At 66.1% G+C, this 14,323-nt stretch carries 12 protein-coding genes; 11 read left to right on the top strand and 1 reads right to left on the bottom strand.

All coding sequences use genetic code 11. The features are described 5' to 3' along the window. Nucleotides 1-3: 3 nt before the first annotated feature. Nucleotides 4-576 (bottom strand): DUF4337 family protein, encoded by a 573-nt coding sequence (locus JKL49_RS10780; protein WP_215340375.1) that lies wholly within the window; start codon nucleotides 574-576, stop codon nucleotides 4-6. Nucleotides 577-720: 144 nt separating this feature from the next. Here JKL49_RS10780 and sidA point away from each other — a divergent pair, with 144 nt between their 5' ends. From sidA to bamA, 11 genes are all read left to right on the top strand, one after another. Beyond that, on the top strand, nucleotides 721-813 hold the full coding sequence (sidA, locus tag JKL49_RS21390; RefSeq protein ID WP_215340377.1) for a cell division inhibitor SidA: 93 nt from the start codon (nucleotides 721-723) through the stop codon (nucleotides 811-813). 31 nt (nucleotides 814-844) lie between these two features. Next, on the top strand, nucleotides 845-4,285 hold the full coding sequence (dnaE, locus tag JKL49_RS10790; protein ID WP_215340379.1) for a DNA polymerase III subunit alpha: 3,441 nt from the start codon (nucleotides 845-847) through the stop codon (nucleotides 4,283-4,285). 181 nt (nucleotides 4,286-4,466) lie between these two features. After that, nucleotides 4,467-5,414: a 30S ribosomal protein S2 gene (gene rpsB, locus JKL49_RS10795; protein ID WP_215340381.1), complete on the top strand. Its 948-nt coding sequence runs from the start codon at nucleotides 4,467-4,469 to the stop codon at nucleotides 5,412-5,414. A gap of 96 nt (nucleotides 5,415-5,510) precedes the next feature. Further along, entirely contained in the window at nucleotides 5,511-6,449 is a 939-nt protein-coding gene (gene tsf, locus JKL49_RS10800; RefSeq protein ID WP_215340383.1) for a translation elongation factor Ts, read from the top strand. Nucleotides 6,450-6,549: 100 nt separating this feature from the next. Beyond that, nucleotides 6,550-7,269, top strand: coding sequence for a UMP kinase (pyrH, locus tag JKL49_RS10805; RefSeq protein ID WP_215340389.1), 720 nt, complete (start codon nucleotides 6,550-6,552; stop codon nucleotides 7,267-7,269). 36 nt (nucleotides 7,270-7,305) lie between these two features. Then, nucleotides 7,306-7,872 (top strand): ribosome recycling factor, encoded by a 567-nt coding sequence (gene frr / locus JKL49_RS10810; RefSeq protein ID WP_215340391.1) that lies wholly within the window; start codon nucleotides 7,306-7,308, stop codon nucleotides 7,870-7,872. A gap of 38 nt (nucleotides 7,873-7,910) precedes the next feature. Beyond that, nucleotides 7,911-8,663, top strand: coding sequence for an undecaprenyl pyrophosphate synthase (gene uppS / locus JKL49_RS10815; protein WP_215340395.1), 753 nt, complete (start codon nucleotides 7,911-7,913; stop codon nucleotides 8,661-8,663). After that, a complete protein-coding gene (locus tag JKL49_RS10820; protein WP_215340398.1) occupies nucleotides 8,644-9,486 on the top strand; it encodes a phosphatidate cytidylyltransferase in 843 nt (280 codons plus the stop codon). Before uppS ends, JKL49_RS10820 begins: the two co-directional genes overlap by 20 nt. Beyond that, a complete protein-coding gene (dxr, locus tag JKL49_RS10825; protein ID WP_215340400.1) occupies nucleotides 9,474-10,670 on the top strand; it encodes a 1-deoxy-D-xylulose-5-phosphate reductoisomerase in 1,197 nt (398 codons plus the stop codon). The genes JKL49_RS10820 and dxr overlap by 13 nt, the downstream gene beginning before the upstream one ends. Before the next feature lie 15 nt (nucleotides 10,671-10,685). Further along, nucleotides 10,686-11,891 carry a M50 family metallopeptidase gene (locus tag JKL49_RS10830; RefSeq protein WP_215340402.1) on the top strand — a complete coding sequence of 402 codons (1,206 nt, stop codon included), beginning with the start codon at nucleotides 10,686-10,688 and terminating at the stop codon, nucleotides 11,889-11,891. Between the two features lie 29 nt (nucleotides 11,892-11,920). Further along, the gene (gene bamA / locus JKL49_RS10835; RefSeq protein WP_215340404.1) at nucleotides 11,921-14,320 is read left to right on the top strand and encodes an outer membrane protein assembly factor BamA; all 2,400 of its coding nucleotides are present in this window, start codon (nucleotides 11,921-11,923) and stop codon (nucleotides 14,318-14,320) included. The last annotated feature ends 3 nt before the right edge of the window (nucleotides 14,321-14,323 follow it).

Raw genomic sequence — 14,323 nt, forward strand, 5'->3', positions numbered from 1 at the left:
CGTCTAGCTAAGCAGTCGGCTCAACAGCACCGAATGCAGGCTCCAGCCCAGGAAGCCGGCGAGGCCCATGATCAGGCCCAGCGCGCCGAACGCCCAGGACGCCATCAGCGCGGCGGACACTTCCACCAGCGCGGCGACCGCAGCGATCGAGACCGCGATGGAGATCAGGGCGTCCGAGGCGTCGAACTGATCGTCATGCACGTTGAGCGCGTCGTACTGGGCCTCAAAGCCCTGGGCCTGGCTCCGGAGCTTGGGAATCTCGGTCTGATACTTGGCCATCTCGGCGGTTAGCCGGGCCTGCTCCGCCGTCGTGGCCGAGGCCACCCTCGCGCCGCCCAGTCCGGCCATGAACCGGGTCTGGGCCAACGCCACCTCGTCGATGTGCAGCTTGGTCTTTGTGGCCTGGTACTCGCCCCAGCGATCGACGGCGGCGGACTGCGCTTGCTGCATGGCCTGGACGATATTGCCGTCCTTGACCTGGCTGAGGCCCATGAAGATCGACAGCACCACGACGGTGATGGCTACGCGCCGGTTGAAGCTCTCGTCTTTGGCCTCTGCGCCGATCTCGATGTCCATCCGTATCTCCTTGGCCGTCACTGCCAAGCTGGAGGGCGATCTGGGCGGCGGTGAGGCGTTCATCCACAGGCGTGTGGATGGGCTCTTGTCATGAGAACAAAACCAGAATAGGAACATACGCAGAACATTCACAGGGGTGACGTTATGGTTGTTCGTTTGGCGCGGGAATCGCTGGCCTTTGTGTCGGTGGCGGGGTTTGTCTGGATGATGTGTCAGGTCGCGCAACTGGCCGCCTGAGGCTGAACCCAACAGTGATGCGGAGGACGGCGTGAGCGGGGAACAAGACGGTTTCGTCCATCTCCGGGTCCGCTCGGCCTATTCGCTGCTGGAAGGCGCCATCAAGGCCGACAAGGTCGGGTCTCTGGCGGCCAAGGCCCACATGCCGGCCGTGGCCCTGACCGACCGGGCCAACCTGTTCGGGGCGCTGGAGTTCTCCGTCGTCACCAAGGAGGCTGGTGTCCAGCCCATCGTCGGCCTCGCCCTGCCGGTGCGCGGCATCGGCGAGGGGCCGCCGGAACGCTGGGCCAAGATCCCCACCATCGTCCTGCTGGCCCAGAGCGAGCAGGGCTATCTGCACCTCTCCGAGCTCTCCTCGATGGCCTATCTGGATATCGAACCCACCGACGAGCCTCAGGTGGCCTGGAGCGCGGTGGCGCAGCGGGCAGAGGGGCTGCTGCTGCTGTCGGGCGGCGTCGACGGCCCCGTCGATCCCCTGATGGCCGCCGGCAAGACCGCCGAGGGCAGGGCGGCGCTGGCCGAAATGTCCCGCGTGTTCGGCGACCGATTCTATATCGAGCTGCAGCGCCACGGCATGGCCGCCCAGGCCGCCGCCGAGCCGGAACTGGTGGCCTACGCCTACGAGTTCGACATTCCGTTGGTGGCGACCAACGACGTCTATTTCGGCCCGGCCGAGCTCTACACGGCCCACGAGGCGCTGCTGTGCATCGCCGACGGCGCCTATATCAGCCAGGAGGATCGCCGCCGGGTGACGCCCGAGCACTGGTTCAAGCCGGCCGCCGACATGCGCAAGCTGTTCGCCGACCTGCCGGAGGCCTGCGACAACACCCTGGATATCGCCCGGCGCTGCGCCTTCATGGTCAAGAAGCGCGACCCGATCCTGCCGCGTTTCCCCACCGTCGCCGGCCGCACCGAGTCCGAGGAACTGGCCGAGCAGGCGCGTGAGGGGCTGCGCAAGCGCCTGGAGGGGCACACCCTCACGGGGACCGAGCAGGACTACTGGGACCGGCTGGAGCGCGAGATTGGCGTCATCCAGTCCATGGGCTTCCCCGGTTACTTCCTGATCGTGTCGGACTTCATGAAGTGGGCGGTGGCTCAAGGTATTCCGGTGGGGCCAGGCCGGGGTTCGGGCGCGGGCTCCCTGGTGGCCTGGTCGCTGCTGATCACGGGTCTCGATCCCCTGCGCTATGGCCTGATCTTCGAGCGGTTCCTGAACCCCGAGCGGGTGTCCATGCCCGACTTCGACATCGACTTCTGCCAGGAGCGGCGGGAAGAGGTGATCTCCTACGTCCAGCAGCATTACGGCCGCGACCGCGTGGCCCAGATCATCACCTTCGGCACCCTGCAGGCCCGCGCGGTCCTGCGGGACGTTGGTCGTGTCTTACAGCTCCCGCTGGGCCAGGTGGACCGCCTGGCAAAGATGGTGCCGGCCAACCCCGCCAACCCGGTGACCCTGGCCCGCGCCATCGAGATCGAGCCGCGCCTGCGACAGGCCAAGGATGAGGACGAGGCCGTGGCGCAGCTGCTGGAGACCGCGCTGCAGCTGGAAGGCCTCTACCGCAACGCCTCGACCCACGCCGCCGGCGTGGTGATCTCCGACCGGCCCCTCACCGAACTGACGCCTCTGTATCGCGATCCGCGCTCCGAGCTGCCGGCCACCCAGTTCAACATGAAGTGGGTGGAAAGCGCCGGGCTGGTGAAGTTCGACTTCCTCGGTTTGAAGACGCTGACGGTCGTCGACCGGGCGATGAAGCACCTGGCCAAGCGCGGCGCCGACTTCCCCCTGGACAAGCTGCCGCTCGACGACGCCAAGTCCTACGAGCTGATGGCGTCGGGCCAGACGGTTGGGGTGTTCCAGCTGGAAAGCCAGGGCATGCGCGACATCCTGCGCCAGCTGCGGCCCAATTCCCTGGAAGAGGTCACCGCGTTGATCTCGCTCTATCGGCCGGGCCCGATGGAATCCATTCCGGCCTATGTGGACACCAAGGCGGGCCGCAAGCCGCTCAACGTCTATCACCCGCTGCTCGAGCCAGTGCTGACCGATACCTACGGGGTGATCGTCTACCAGGAGCAGGTGATGAACATCGCCCGCATCATGGCGGGCTACAGCCTGGGGGAGGCCGACCTTCTTCGCCGCGCCATGGGCAAGAAAAAGAAGGAGGAGATGGACAAGCAGCGCGAGCGGTTCGCCAGCGGGGCCGCCGAGCGCGGCGTGCCCGTCGATCTGGCCGACACTCTGTTCGAGTTGATGGCGAAGTTCTCCGGCTACGGATTCAACAAGTCCCACGCCGCGCCCTACGCTCTGATCGGCTATCAGACCGCCTGGTTGAAGGCCAACGCGCCCGCGGAATTCTTTGCGGCCTCGATGAGCCTCGATATCTCCACGACCGACAAGCTGGCGGCGTTCTACCAGGACGCCAAGAAGTTCGAGGTCAAGATCCGCGCCCCGGACGTCAACCTGTCCTCCGCCGACTTCGATGTCGCCGACGGCGAGGTTCTTTATGCCCTGGGCGGCATTCGCAACGTCGGGCTCCAGGCCATGGAGCATGTGGTGGCGGTGCGCCGCGAGGGCGGGCCGTTCAAGGACATCTTCGATTTCGTGGAGCGGGTTGATCCCAAGCAGGTCAACAAGCGGACCTTCGAGACCCTGGTCCGCGCCGGGGCCTTTGACTCCATCCACCAGAACCGCGCCCAGTTGATGGCCGCCGCCGAGCTGCTGGTGAGCTATGGCCAGACGGTCTCCCAAGGTCGCGCCTCGGACCAGATGAGCTTCTTCGCCGACACCACCTACGATTCCGAGGCGCTGCGGAAGAAGATGCCCCGCGTCGACAACTGGAACCCTACCCAGCGCCTGGACGAGGAGTTGGCCGCCGTCGGTTTCTACCTTTCCGGCCACCCGATGGACGACATGGTGCCGGCCCTGCGCCGCAAGCGCGTCGATCTGTTGGCCGACGTGCTGCCCAAGGCGATGGCCGGGGCCGAAGCCTTCCGCATGGCCGGCGTCGTGCGCCGCAAGCAGGAGCGCGCCTCGGCCTCCAGCGGCGAGAAGTTCGCCTTCGTCACCTTCTCCGACCCCACGGGCGAGTTCGAAGTGCTGTTCCCGCCGGAGTCCCTGCGCAACGCCCGTGAACTGCTGGAGCCCGGCAAGTGCGTCGGCCTGCGCGTCCGCGCCAAGGCCAAGGAAGGGGAGGTTCGGTTCTTCGGCGACGGCTGTGAACCCATCGATCGCGCCATCGAGAGTGCGGTGGCCGGCCTGCGCGTCCACCTCGCCCCCCGCAGCGCCGAGATCGACGCCCTGAAGAAGCGTCTCGAAGGCTCGGTGAACGCCCGTGGCGGCGAGGTCATCCTGGTGGCCGCCGTCGAGGGCGGCCGCGAGGTGGAGGTCAAGCTGCCAGGCCGCTTCACCCTGGACAATGCGGTGCGCGGCGCCCTGAAGACCGCCCCGGGCGTGGTCTTCGTCGAGGACCTCTAGGGGCGGCCCGCCGCCAACCGCCCCTGGCTATTGCATTTTCGGCCGTTACGCCCTACATCCGCGCCCATTCCACACGCAGGCGTTTGGCGGTTGGCGGGGAGACATCCCGTCGGTTTCCATTCCGGTCCTCCTTCGGGAGGGTTTGTCTGCGGAGGCTAACCGGAAAAAGAGGACCATACACATGGCGCTTCCCGACTTCTCTATGCGTCAGCTCCTGGAAGCTGGCGCCCACTTCGGCCACCAGACCCACCGCTGGAACCCGAAGATGGACCGCTACATCTTTGGTAGCCGTTCCAACATCCACATCATCGACCTCAGCCAGTCGATCCCCCTCCTGCACCAGGCCCTGGTGAAGGTGCGGGAAATCGCCGCCGGCGGTGGCCGCGTGCTGTTCGTCGGCACCAAGCGTCAGGCCTCCGATCCGGTCGCAACCGCCGCCAAGCGCAGCGCCCAATACTATGTGAACCACCGCTGGCTGGGCGGCACGCTCACCAACTGGCGCACCGTGTCGGGCTCCATCGCCCGCCTGCGCGAGCTGGAAGGCCTGCTGGACGGCGACGGCTCCGTGGGCCGCGCCAAGAAGGAACTGCTGAAGCTGACGCGGGAACGCGACAAGCTCGAGCTGTCCCTTGGCGGCATCAAGGACATGGGCGGAATTCCCGACATCATGTTCGTGATCGACACCAACAAGGAAGCGATCGCGATCCTGGAAGCCCGCAAGCTGAACATCCCGGTCATCGCGATCCTGGACACCAACTGCGATCCGGACGGCATCACCTATCCGATCCCGGGCAACGACGACGCCGCGCGCGCCATCCAGCTCTATTGCGATCTGATGGCCGACTCGATCCTCGACGGTCTGGCCGCCGGCCAGTCGGCCGCCGGTGTGGACCTGGGCGCCTCCATCGCCCCGATCGAGCCGACGCTCGCCCGTGAACTGACCCCGGAACCGGTCGTGACCGAAGCCGAGATGGCCGCGCCTGCCGCCGCCGCTCCGGCCCCCGTCGCCGCTGAACCCGTCGCTGTCGCCGCTGAACCGGCTCCCGTCGAGGCCGCCCCGGCCGCGGCTGAACCGGAGACCACCGCGGCGGAAGCCCCGGCGGCTGAACCGACCGCGACCCAAGAGTAAGTCGGAGGCGGCGTCCTCCGGCGTCGCCGACACGAACCTGACACGGCGAGGCCCTAGCTGGACCTCGCCGACCCTTTTGATCTGAAGGAGCTCACCATGGCGGAAATCACCGCTGCGCTGGTCAAGGACCTGCGCGAGAAATCTGGCGCGGGCATGATGGACTGCAAGAAGGCCTTGCAGGAAAACGGCGGCGACGTCGAAGCCTCCATCGACTGGCTGCGCACCAAGGGCCTGTCAAAGGCCGCCAAGAAGTCCGACCGCGCCGCGGCTGAAGGCCTGGTGGCCGGCAAGCTGAGCGACGACGGCAAGACCGGCGTGCTCATCGAGCTGAACGCCGAGACCGACTTCGTCTCCAAGAACGACAAGTTCCAGGAAGCGGCGCGCGACTGCGCCCTCGTGGCCCTGGACGTCGAAGGCGACGTGGACGCCATCACCTCGGCCAAGACCGCCAAGGGCGAAGTCGTCAGCGACGTGATCACCAACCTGATCGCGACCATCGGCGAAAACATGCGCCTGCGCCGCTCGGCCCGCCTGAGTGTCGCTCAGGGCGCCGTGGCCCTCTACCTGCACAATGCGCAGGGCGATGGCGTCGGCCGCCTCGGCGTGCTCGTCGCGCTGGAAGGCGCCGGCGATCAGGCCGTGCTGAAGGACGTGGGCCGCAAGATCGCCCTGCACGTGGCCGGCACGCCGACCCCGCCGCTGGCGCTCACCGAGGCCGACCTGGATCCCGCCGCCGTCGAGAAGGAAAAGAAGTTCCTCACCGACCAAGCGCTAGAATCGGGCAAGCCCATCGGCGTTGTCGAGAAGATGATCGAAGGCCGCATCCGCAAGTGGCAGGAAGAAGTGGTGCTGCTGAAGCAACCCTTCGTCATGAACCCGGACCTGACCATCGAGCAGCTGCTGGCCGAAACCGGCAAGGAAACCGGCTCGCCGGTGACCGTGAAGGGCTTCGTGCGCTTCGCCCTGGGTGAAGGCGTTGAGAAGAAGGTCGACGACTTCGCCGCCGAAGTCGCCTCGATGACCGGCCAAGCCTAACTCCAGGCTTATAAAAAGACGGCCCTGGGGCGCCGTGCGTTCGACGCGCACGGCGCCCTTGGTTTATGTAAGTACCGCCTAAGATTCTCGAGAGCGCCCCATGTCCGACGCCAAGCCGCGCTACAAGAAGATCCTCTTGAAGATGTCGGGCGAGGTCCTGATGGGCGACGCCCTGTTCGGCATCGACACCAAGACCATCGAGGCGGTGGCCGCCGACATCAAGGAAGTGGTCGACGCCGGCGTCGAGCTTTGTCTGGTGGTGGGCGGCGGCAATATCTTCCGCGGCGTCTCCCTGGCCGGCAAGGGCATGGACCGCGCCAGCGCCGACTATATGGGCATGCTGGCCACGGTGATGAATGCGCTGGCCCTGCAGGGGGCCCTGGAAAAGGCCGGCGTCGACACCCGCGTACAGTCGGCTATCCCGATGGACGCGGTGTGCGAGCCCTATATCCGCCGTCGCGCCCAGCGCCACATCGAGAAGGGCCGGGTGGTGATCTTCGCCGCCGGGCTCGGCGCGCCGTTTTTCACCACCGACACGCCCGCGGCCCTGCGCACCGCCGAGATGGGTTGCGACGCACTGTTCAAGGGCACCAGTGTCGACGGCGTCTACACCGCCGACCCCAAGAAGGACCCGAGCGCCCGGCGCTACGAGACCCTCAGCTACCAGGACGTGCTGGCGCAGGACCTTCGGGTCATGGACGCCTCGGCCATCGCCCTGATGCGCGACAACAACGTCCCGATCGTGGTGTTCTCCATCCGTGAGCGGGGCAACTTCATGAAGGTGCTGAAGGGCGAAGGCGTCTTCACCACCATCGCCTGATCCGCCGACAACCTTTGACTTAAGGGAGACGCACCCATGGCCGACGCAGAAAAGCCGGTGCTTTCGAACTATCGGGATCGCATGGACAAGGCGATCTCCGCCTTGAAGGACGAGTTCGCCAGCCTGCGCACGGGCCGAGCCTCGGCCGGCCTGCTCGATCAAGTGATGGTGGACGCCTATGGCTCGACCGTGCCGTTGAACCAGGTGGCCGCTGTGAGCGTGCCCGAGCCCCGCTCCATCACCGTCAGCGTGTGGGACAAGGGCATGGTGGTGGCGGTGGAAAAGGCCATCCGCTCGTCGGGCCTCGGCTTCAATCCGGTCAACGAAGGCACGAACCTTCGCATTCCGATTCCGCCCCTCACCGAGGAGCGCCGCAAGGACCTGGCGAAGATCGCTGGAAAATACGCCGAACAGCAGAAGATCGCCGTCCGCAACGTCCGTCGTGACGCCAATGACGACCTCAAGAAGGCCGAAAAGAACGGGGCGATCAACCAAGACGACCAGAAGCGCATGGAGGCCGAGGTTCAGAAGATGACCGACGAGTCCATCAAGCGCGTGGACGAAGCCTTGAAAACCAAAGAGCAAGAGATCATGCAGGTTTAGGCGTCCACACTGCCCTAAAGGACGAAACGGAAAACCTCATGGCCTCCGCTCCCACAGAGCCGCCCGCCAAGGACGCGCCGCTGCACGTGGCGATCGTCATGGACGGCAATGGGCGCTGGGCCAAACGCCGGGGCCTGCCGCGCAAGCTGGGTCATCCCAAGGGCGTCGAGGCGATTCGAAGGGTGGTGGAGGCCGCGCCGGACCTGGGGGTCCGCTGGCTCACGCTCTACGCCTTCTCCACCGAGAACTGGGGCCGTCCGGCGGGCGAGGTCGCCGAGGTGATGCGGCTGCTGAAGCACTATGTGAACAGCGACCTGGAAAAGCTGACCCGCGAGGGCGTCAAGGTGCGCATCCTGGGCCGTCGCGAGGGCTTGCCCCCCGACGTGGCCGAGATCGTCGAGCGGGCCGAGACCCGCACCGCCCATAACGACAAGTTCTTCCTGCAGGTGGCCTTCAACTATGGCGGCCGCGCCGACATCGTCGACGCCGCCCGCGCTCTGGTGGCTGAGGCCCTGGCCGGGAAGATCGACGTCAACGCCATCACCGACGCGGCGTTCGAGGCCAGGCTTTCCACCGGGGGCCTGCCGTCACCCGACCTGGTCGTGCGCACCAGCGGCGAACAGCGCCTCTCCAATTTCCTGCTGTGGGAGTCGGCCTATTCGGAGTTCGTCTTCCCCGATGTGCTCTGGCCCGACTTCACGCCCGATCACCTGCAGTCGGCGATCGACGAGTTCCACCGGCGCGAGCGCAGGTACGGCGCCGTCGCGGACGATGTCCTTGCCGCCGGCTAAGCGTTTCAACTGGACCAATCTGGGCGTGCGGGTGGCTTCGGCCACCGTGCTCGTGCCGACCGCGCTGGCCGCCGTCTGGTTCGACACGGGCCTGGCCGCCGGAGGCTGGCCCTTCCTTGTGATGATCGCCGTCGCCGTGGCCCTGCTCTCCATCGAGTGGGGCGGGATGAGTGCGCCCTACGCGCCGGTCCGGGTCTCCACCGCCGTCACCGTGGCCATCCTGGCGGGGGTCTTCCTGGCCCACCGCGACCATATGTGGCTGGCCTGGGCCGGGTTGCTACTGGGGGGGATCGCCTCGGCGCTCGTCGCCCGCGGCGTGGCCGAGCGGCCGACCGACGCGGCCTTCGGGGTCTTCTATATCGGCATCGCCTGCATCTGCCTTGTCTGGCTGCGCGCCATGCCCCAGGGCCAGTGGTGGACCCTGATGCTGTTCGCCATCACCTGGACCGCAGACATCGCCGCCTTCGCGGTCGGCAGCGCCCTGAAGGGCCCAAAGCTCTGGCCGCGCTTTTCCCCCAACAAGACCTGGTCGGGCTTCTTGGGCGGTCTGGTGTTCTCCATGGCCGTCGGCGCCGTGATGACCATCATCCCGGCCTTCGAGCTCAACATGGCCGCCGGTGCCCTGGTGGGCCTGCTGGGCGGCCTGGCCACCATGGCCGGCGACCTCTGGGAGTCGGCGCTGAAGCGCCGGTTCGGCGTGAAGGATTCAGGCGACCTGATCCCAGGCCATGGCGGCCTGCTGGACCGCGTGGACGGTCTGCTGTTCGCCGTCGTGATCATCGCCCTGGCCCGCCTGGTGAACCATTTGGGATGGGGCCATTGAGTCTTCCGCGTCGTCTCAGCGTCCTGGGCTGCACGGGGTCGGTGGGGGTCTCCACCCTGGACCTCATCGAGAAGTCCGGCGCCGAGGTTGAGATCATCGCCCTCACCGCTGGCCGCAACGTCGAGCGTCTGGCGCAGCAGGCCCGTCAGTGGCGGCCGCGCTTGGCGGTGATCGAGGACGAGACCAAGCTTCCTGAACTGCGCGACCGACTGGCCGGCACGGGCATCGCCACCGCCGCAGGCGCCCATGCCGTGGTCGAGGCCGCGGCCATGGACGCCCAGTGGGTGATGTCCGCCATCGTCGGTTTCGCGGGGCTGGGGCCGACCCTTGCCGCCGCGCGGGCCGGCGCGGTGATCGGTCTCGCCAACAAGGAGAGCCTGGTCTGCGCCGGACCTCAGTTGCTGCGCATCGCAAAGCTGGCCGGTGGCGTCATCATTCCCGTGGACTCCGAGCACTCGGCCATCTTCCAGGTGCTGGACCCGCTCAACGCCCAGTTTGTTGCCCGCCTGATTCTGACCTCGTCGGGTGGTCCTTTCCGCGCCTGGACCCGCGAGGAGATGGCCCACGCCACGCCTGAACAGGCCGTCGCCCACCCGAACTTCAGCATGGGGGCCAAGATTTCCGTGGATTCAGCCACCATGATGAACAAGGGGCTGGAGATCATCGAAGCCGCCTATCTGTTCTCCATGCCGCCCGAACGCGTCGACGTGCTGATCCACCACCAGCAGATCATCCACAGCCTGGTGGAGTATGTCGACGGATCCACCCTGGCGCAGTTGGGCCCGCCTGACATGCGTCCCCCGATCGCGCTTGCTTTCGCCTGGCCCGAACGGTTGCCCTGGCCAGCCCCGCGGCTGGATCTCACCAAGGGACCGCTGACATTCGAGAATCCGGACGGTGACCGATTCCCCGCGCTGCAGATCGCCAAGGCCGCCCTTGCGGCCGGCGGGGCGGCTCCGGCGGTGATGAATGCGGCCAATGAGGTCGCCGTGGCCGCTTTTCTTGACCGTCGCATAGGCTTTCTCGATATTGCCGCAATCGTAGCCGACACACTCGAACGTGTTGAGGTCCAGGGCCTCGCGGGGGAACCCAACAGCGATGTTCTCGAGGGTGCAAAGGCGACAGATGCGATGGCGCGTCGCGTTGCGTGCGATGTCGTCGCCGGACTTCGTCCGGCGTCGTAAGGAGTAGCCGTCGCCATGCTTTCATTGCTGCAAACCGCAATCGCCTTTGTCCTGGTGCTGACCCTGGTGGTCACGGTCCATGAGCTGGGCCACTTCTGGGCCGCCAAGAGCTTTGGCGTGGCCATCGACCGCTTCTCCATCGGGTTCGGAAAGGCCATCGCCTCGTGGACCGACAAGTCGGGCGTGCAGTGGCGGATCGGCTGGGCGCCGGTGGGCGGATATGTGGCCTTCGCCGGCGACGACAACGCCGCCAGCGTGCCCGACCAGGACGACCTGGAGACCCTGCGCCAGTCCATCATAGCCCGCGAAGGGCAGGGGGCGCTCTCCCGCTATTTCCACTTCAAGCCGATCTGGCAGCGGGCTGTGATCGCCGCTGCCGGCCCGTTGGCCAATTTCGCCCTCGCCATTGTCCTGTTCGCCACCCTGATCTTCGCCCTGGGCGAAAACCTCCTGCCGGCGAAGGTGGCCTCCGTCGCGCCAGGAAGCCCCGCCGCCGTGGCAGGGTTCCGGCCGGGCGACTTCATTGCCGAGGCCAATGGCCGCCCGGTAAAAAGCTTCATGGATCTGGCCGAGGTGGCCCAGCTGCGGGTGAACCTGCCCACGACCTTCGTGGTGCGCCGCGGGCCGGAGAACGTGACCCTGACCGCGACCTCCAAGCTGCAGATGCGCTCGGACGGGCTTGGCGGCGAGCGGCTGCAGGGCACCTTGGGGATCGCCCCCGCCCAGACCCGCGAGGACTATATTCACGTCCGCTACAACCCGATCGAAGCGCTCGGCATGGGCGTGGAGCGGACGTGGCGGGTGCTCAGCACCACGGTCTATTATCTCGGCCGGATGGTGACCGGCCAGGTCTCCGCCAGCCAGCTGAGCGGGCCATTGGGAATCGCCCGCGTCTCGGGCCAGGTCGCCCAGAGCGGCGCCCAGGGCGCGCCGGATTTTGGATCGCAGATTCTCGGCGCCGGCGTCGCCCTGCTGGGTCTCGCCGCCGTGCTGTCGGTGGGGATCGGCTTCATGAACCTGCTGCCGGTGCCTGTGCTGGACGGGGGCCACCTGCTGTTCTACGCCTACGAAGCTGTGGCCCGCAGGCCTCTTGCGGCCAAGGTTCAAGCTGCGGGCTATCGCGTGGGCCTTGCGCTGTTGCTGGGATTGATGTTGTTCGCGACGTGGAACGATCTGCAGCAACTGCGTGTGTTCAAAATCCTCGGCGGTCTGCTTTCCTGACCTCCCCCTTTCCGTTGACGGCAGAAACGATGCAAAGAACCCGCGCCCACGGCGCCGCGCTCGCCTCCGGTCTCGCCCTGCTTTTGGGCACGACCGCGATTACCCTGCCGAGTCTCGCCTTCGCCCAGGCCGCCGAACAGTCGGGCGTGGTGCAGAGGATCATTGTCGAGGGCAATGAGCGGATCGAGCAATCGACCGTGCTCTCCTACCTGCCCATCCAGCCCGGGGAGAGCGCCGATCCGGCCAAGCTCGACCTGGCCTTGAAGGCGCTCTTCCGCACCGACCTGTTCTCGGACGTGAAGATCAACCTGGTGAACGGCGACCTGACCATCACGGTCGTGGAGAACCCGATCGTCAACAAGGTGGTCTTCGAGGGCAATTCCGGCCTGAAGGAAGAGAAGCTGCGCGACGAGGTCACCGTGCGTCCGCGCGGCATCTTCACCCGCGCCAAGGTCCAGGCCGACGTCCAGCGGATCGTTGAGCTCTATCGCCGCTCAGGCCGCATCTCGGCCACCGTGACGCCGAAGATCGTCGAGCTGCCCCAGAAGCGCGTCGACCTGATCTTCGAGATCGATGAAGGCCCCAAGAGCGGCGTGCTGCGCGTCAACTTCCTGGGCAACAAGGAATTCTCCGACAACGACCTGCGCGACGTCGTCGTGACCGAGCAGACGAGCTGGTACAAATTCTTCTCGTCCAACGCAAACTACGACCCTGACCGCCTTGAGTACGACAAGGAGCAGCTGCGCAAGCATTACCGCAACCGCGGCTTCTATGATTTCCGCGTGATTTCGGCCGTGGCCGAACTGTCCCCGGACAAGAACGGCTTCGTCATCACCTATACCCTGGACGAGGGCCCGGAATACAAGTTCGGCAAGATCTCCGTGGAGACCGAGCTGCAGAAGCTGGACAAGAACCTGCTGCTGCAACTGGTGCCGATCCATAGCGGCGAACTCTACGAAGACGAAAAGATTGAGAGCGCCACCGACTCCCTGACCTTCGCCGCCGGCGCCGCGGGCTTCGCCTCGGTGGATGTGCGGCCGCGCTACGTGGCCAACAAGGAAACCAAGACCGTCGATGTGGTCTTCCAGGTCCGTGAAGGCCCGCGCGTCTATGTCGACCGCATCGACATCGTCGGCAACAGCCAGACCCTCGACTATGTGATCCGCCGCGAGCTGAACCTGGTGGAGGGCGACGCCTACAACCGCGCCCTGGTGGACCGGTCGAAGAACAACATCCGCGCCCTTGGCTTCTTCAAGGACGTCAACATCACCGAGATCCCGGGTTCGGCCCCCGACCGCACCAATCTGCAGGTGAAGGTCGAGGAACAGCCCACCGGCGAACTCTCCTTCAGCGCCGGCTATTCCTCGGTGGACCAGCTCGTGCTGGACCTGGGCATCACCCAGCGTAACTTCCGCGGCCGTGGCCAGGACGTCCGCGCCCGGATCTCCGTGGGCTCCCTGCGCCAGCAGGTGGACTTCTCCTTCACCGAGCCGCGCTTCCTGGGCCGTAACCTGCGGGCCGGGGTGGATATCTACTCCTACCGTTACGACCTCACCGATTACTCGGCCTACCAGACCAGCACGCTGGGCATGAACCTGCGCGCCGGTTTCCCGCTGACCCTGAACTCGTCGATGAGCACTCGCTACGTGATCCGCCAGGATCAGGTGCAGATCGATAACACCTATTGCGATCCGACCTCGCCGATCGTGTCCCTGTCGCTCTGCGCCCAGCGCGGGTCGTTCCTGACCTCGCTGGTGGGCTACGGCCTGCGCCTGGATCGCCGGAACAATCCGATTAACCCGACCCGCGGCTTCTATGCGGACATCAGCCAGGATCTGGCGGGCGTCGGCGGCGATGTGAACTACATCAAGACCGATGTCGACGGCGGCTGGTATCACGGCTTCAACAAGAACTTCATCCTCAGCGTCACCGGCCAGGCGGGCTACATCGCAGGCTGGAACGGCGACACCATCCGGATCAACGACCGTTCCTACAAGGGCGGCAACAGCTTCCGCGGCTTCGAGACCGCGGGCCTGGGGCCGCGCGACACCAACAATGCCCGCAGCGACGCCCTTGGCGGCCGAGCCTACGCCATCGGTTCAGTGGAACTGAGCATTCCGACCTTCGTCCCGGAGCAGTACGGCATCAAGGCCGCTGTGTTCACCGACTTCGGCACCGTCGGGCTGCTGGATGACGCCGCGAAGGCTTGCCTGGTCGCGCGAACTCCGACTGCTACCGATCCAGGTTGTGCCGTCGGCGCGCCTGATCCGATGATCTTCGATGATCTCTCTCTACGCGCCACGGCGGGTCTGTCGGTGTTCTGGAAGTCACCGATGGGACCCATCCGCTTCGACTTCAGCCAAGTTTTGGCCAAAGAAGCCTACGATAAGACTGAAACCTTCCGTTTCTCCACTTCAACGAAGTTCTGAGCC

The sequence above is a fragment of the Phenylobacterium glaciei genome (assembly GCF_016772415.1).
GTDB lineage: Bacteria > Pseudomonadota > Alphaproteobacteria > Caulobacterales > Caulobacteraceae > Phenylobacterium > Phenylobacterium glaciei.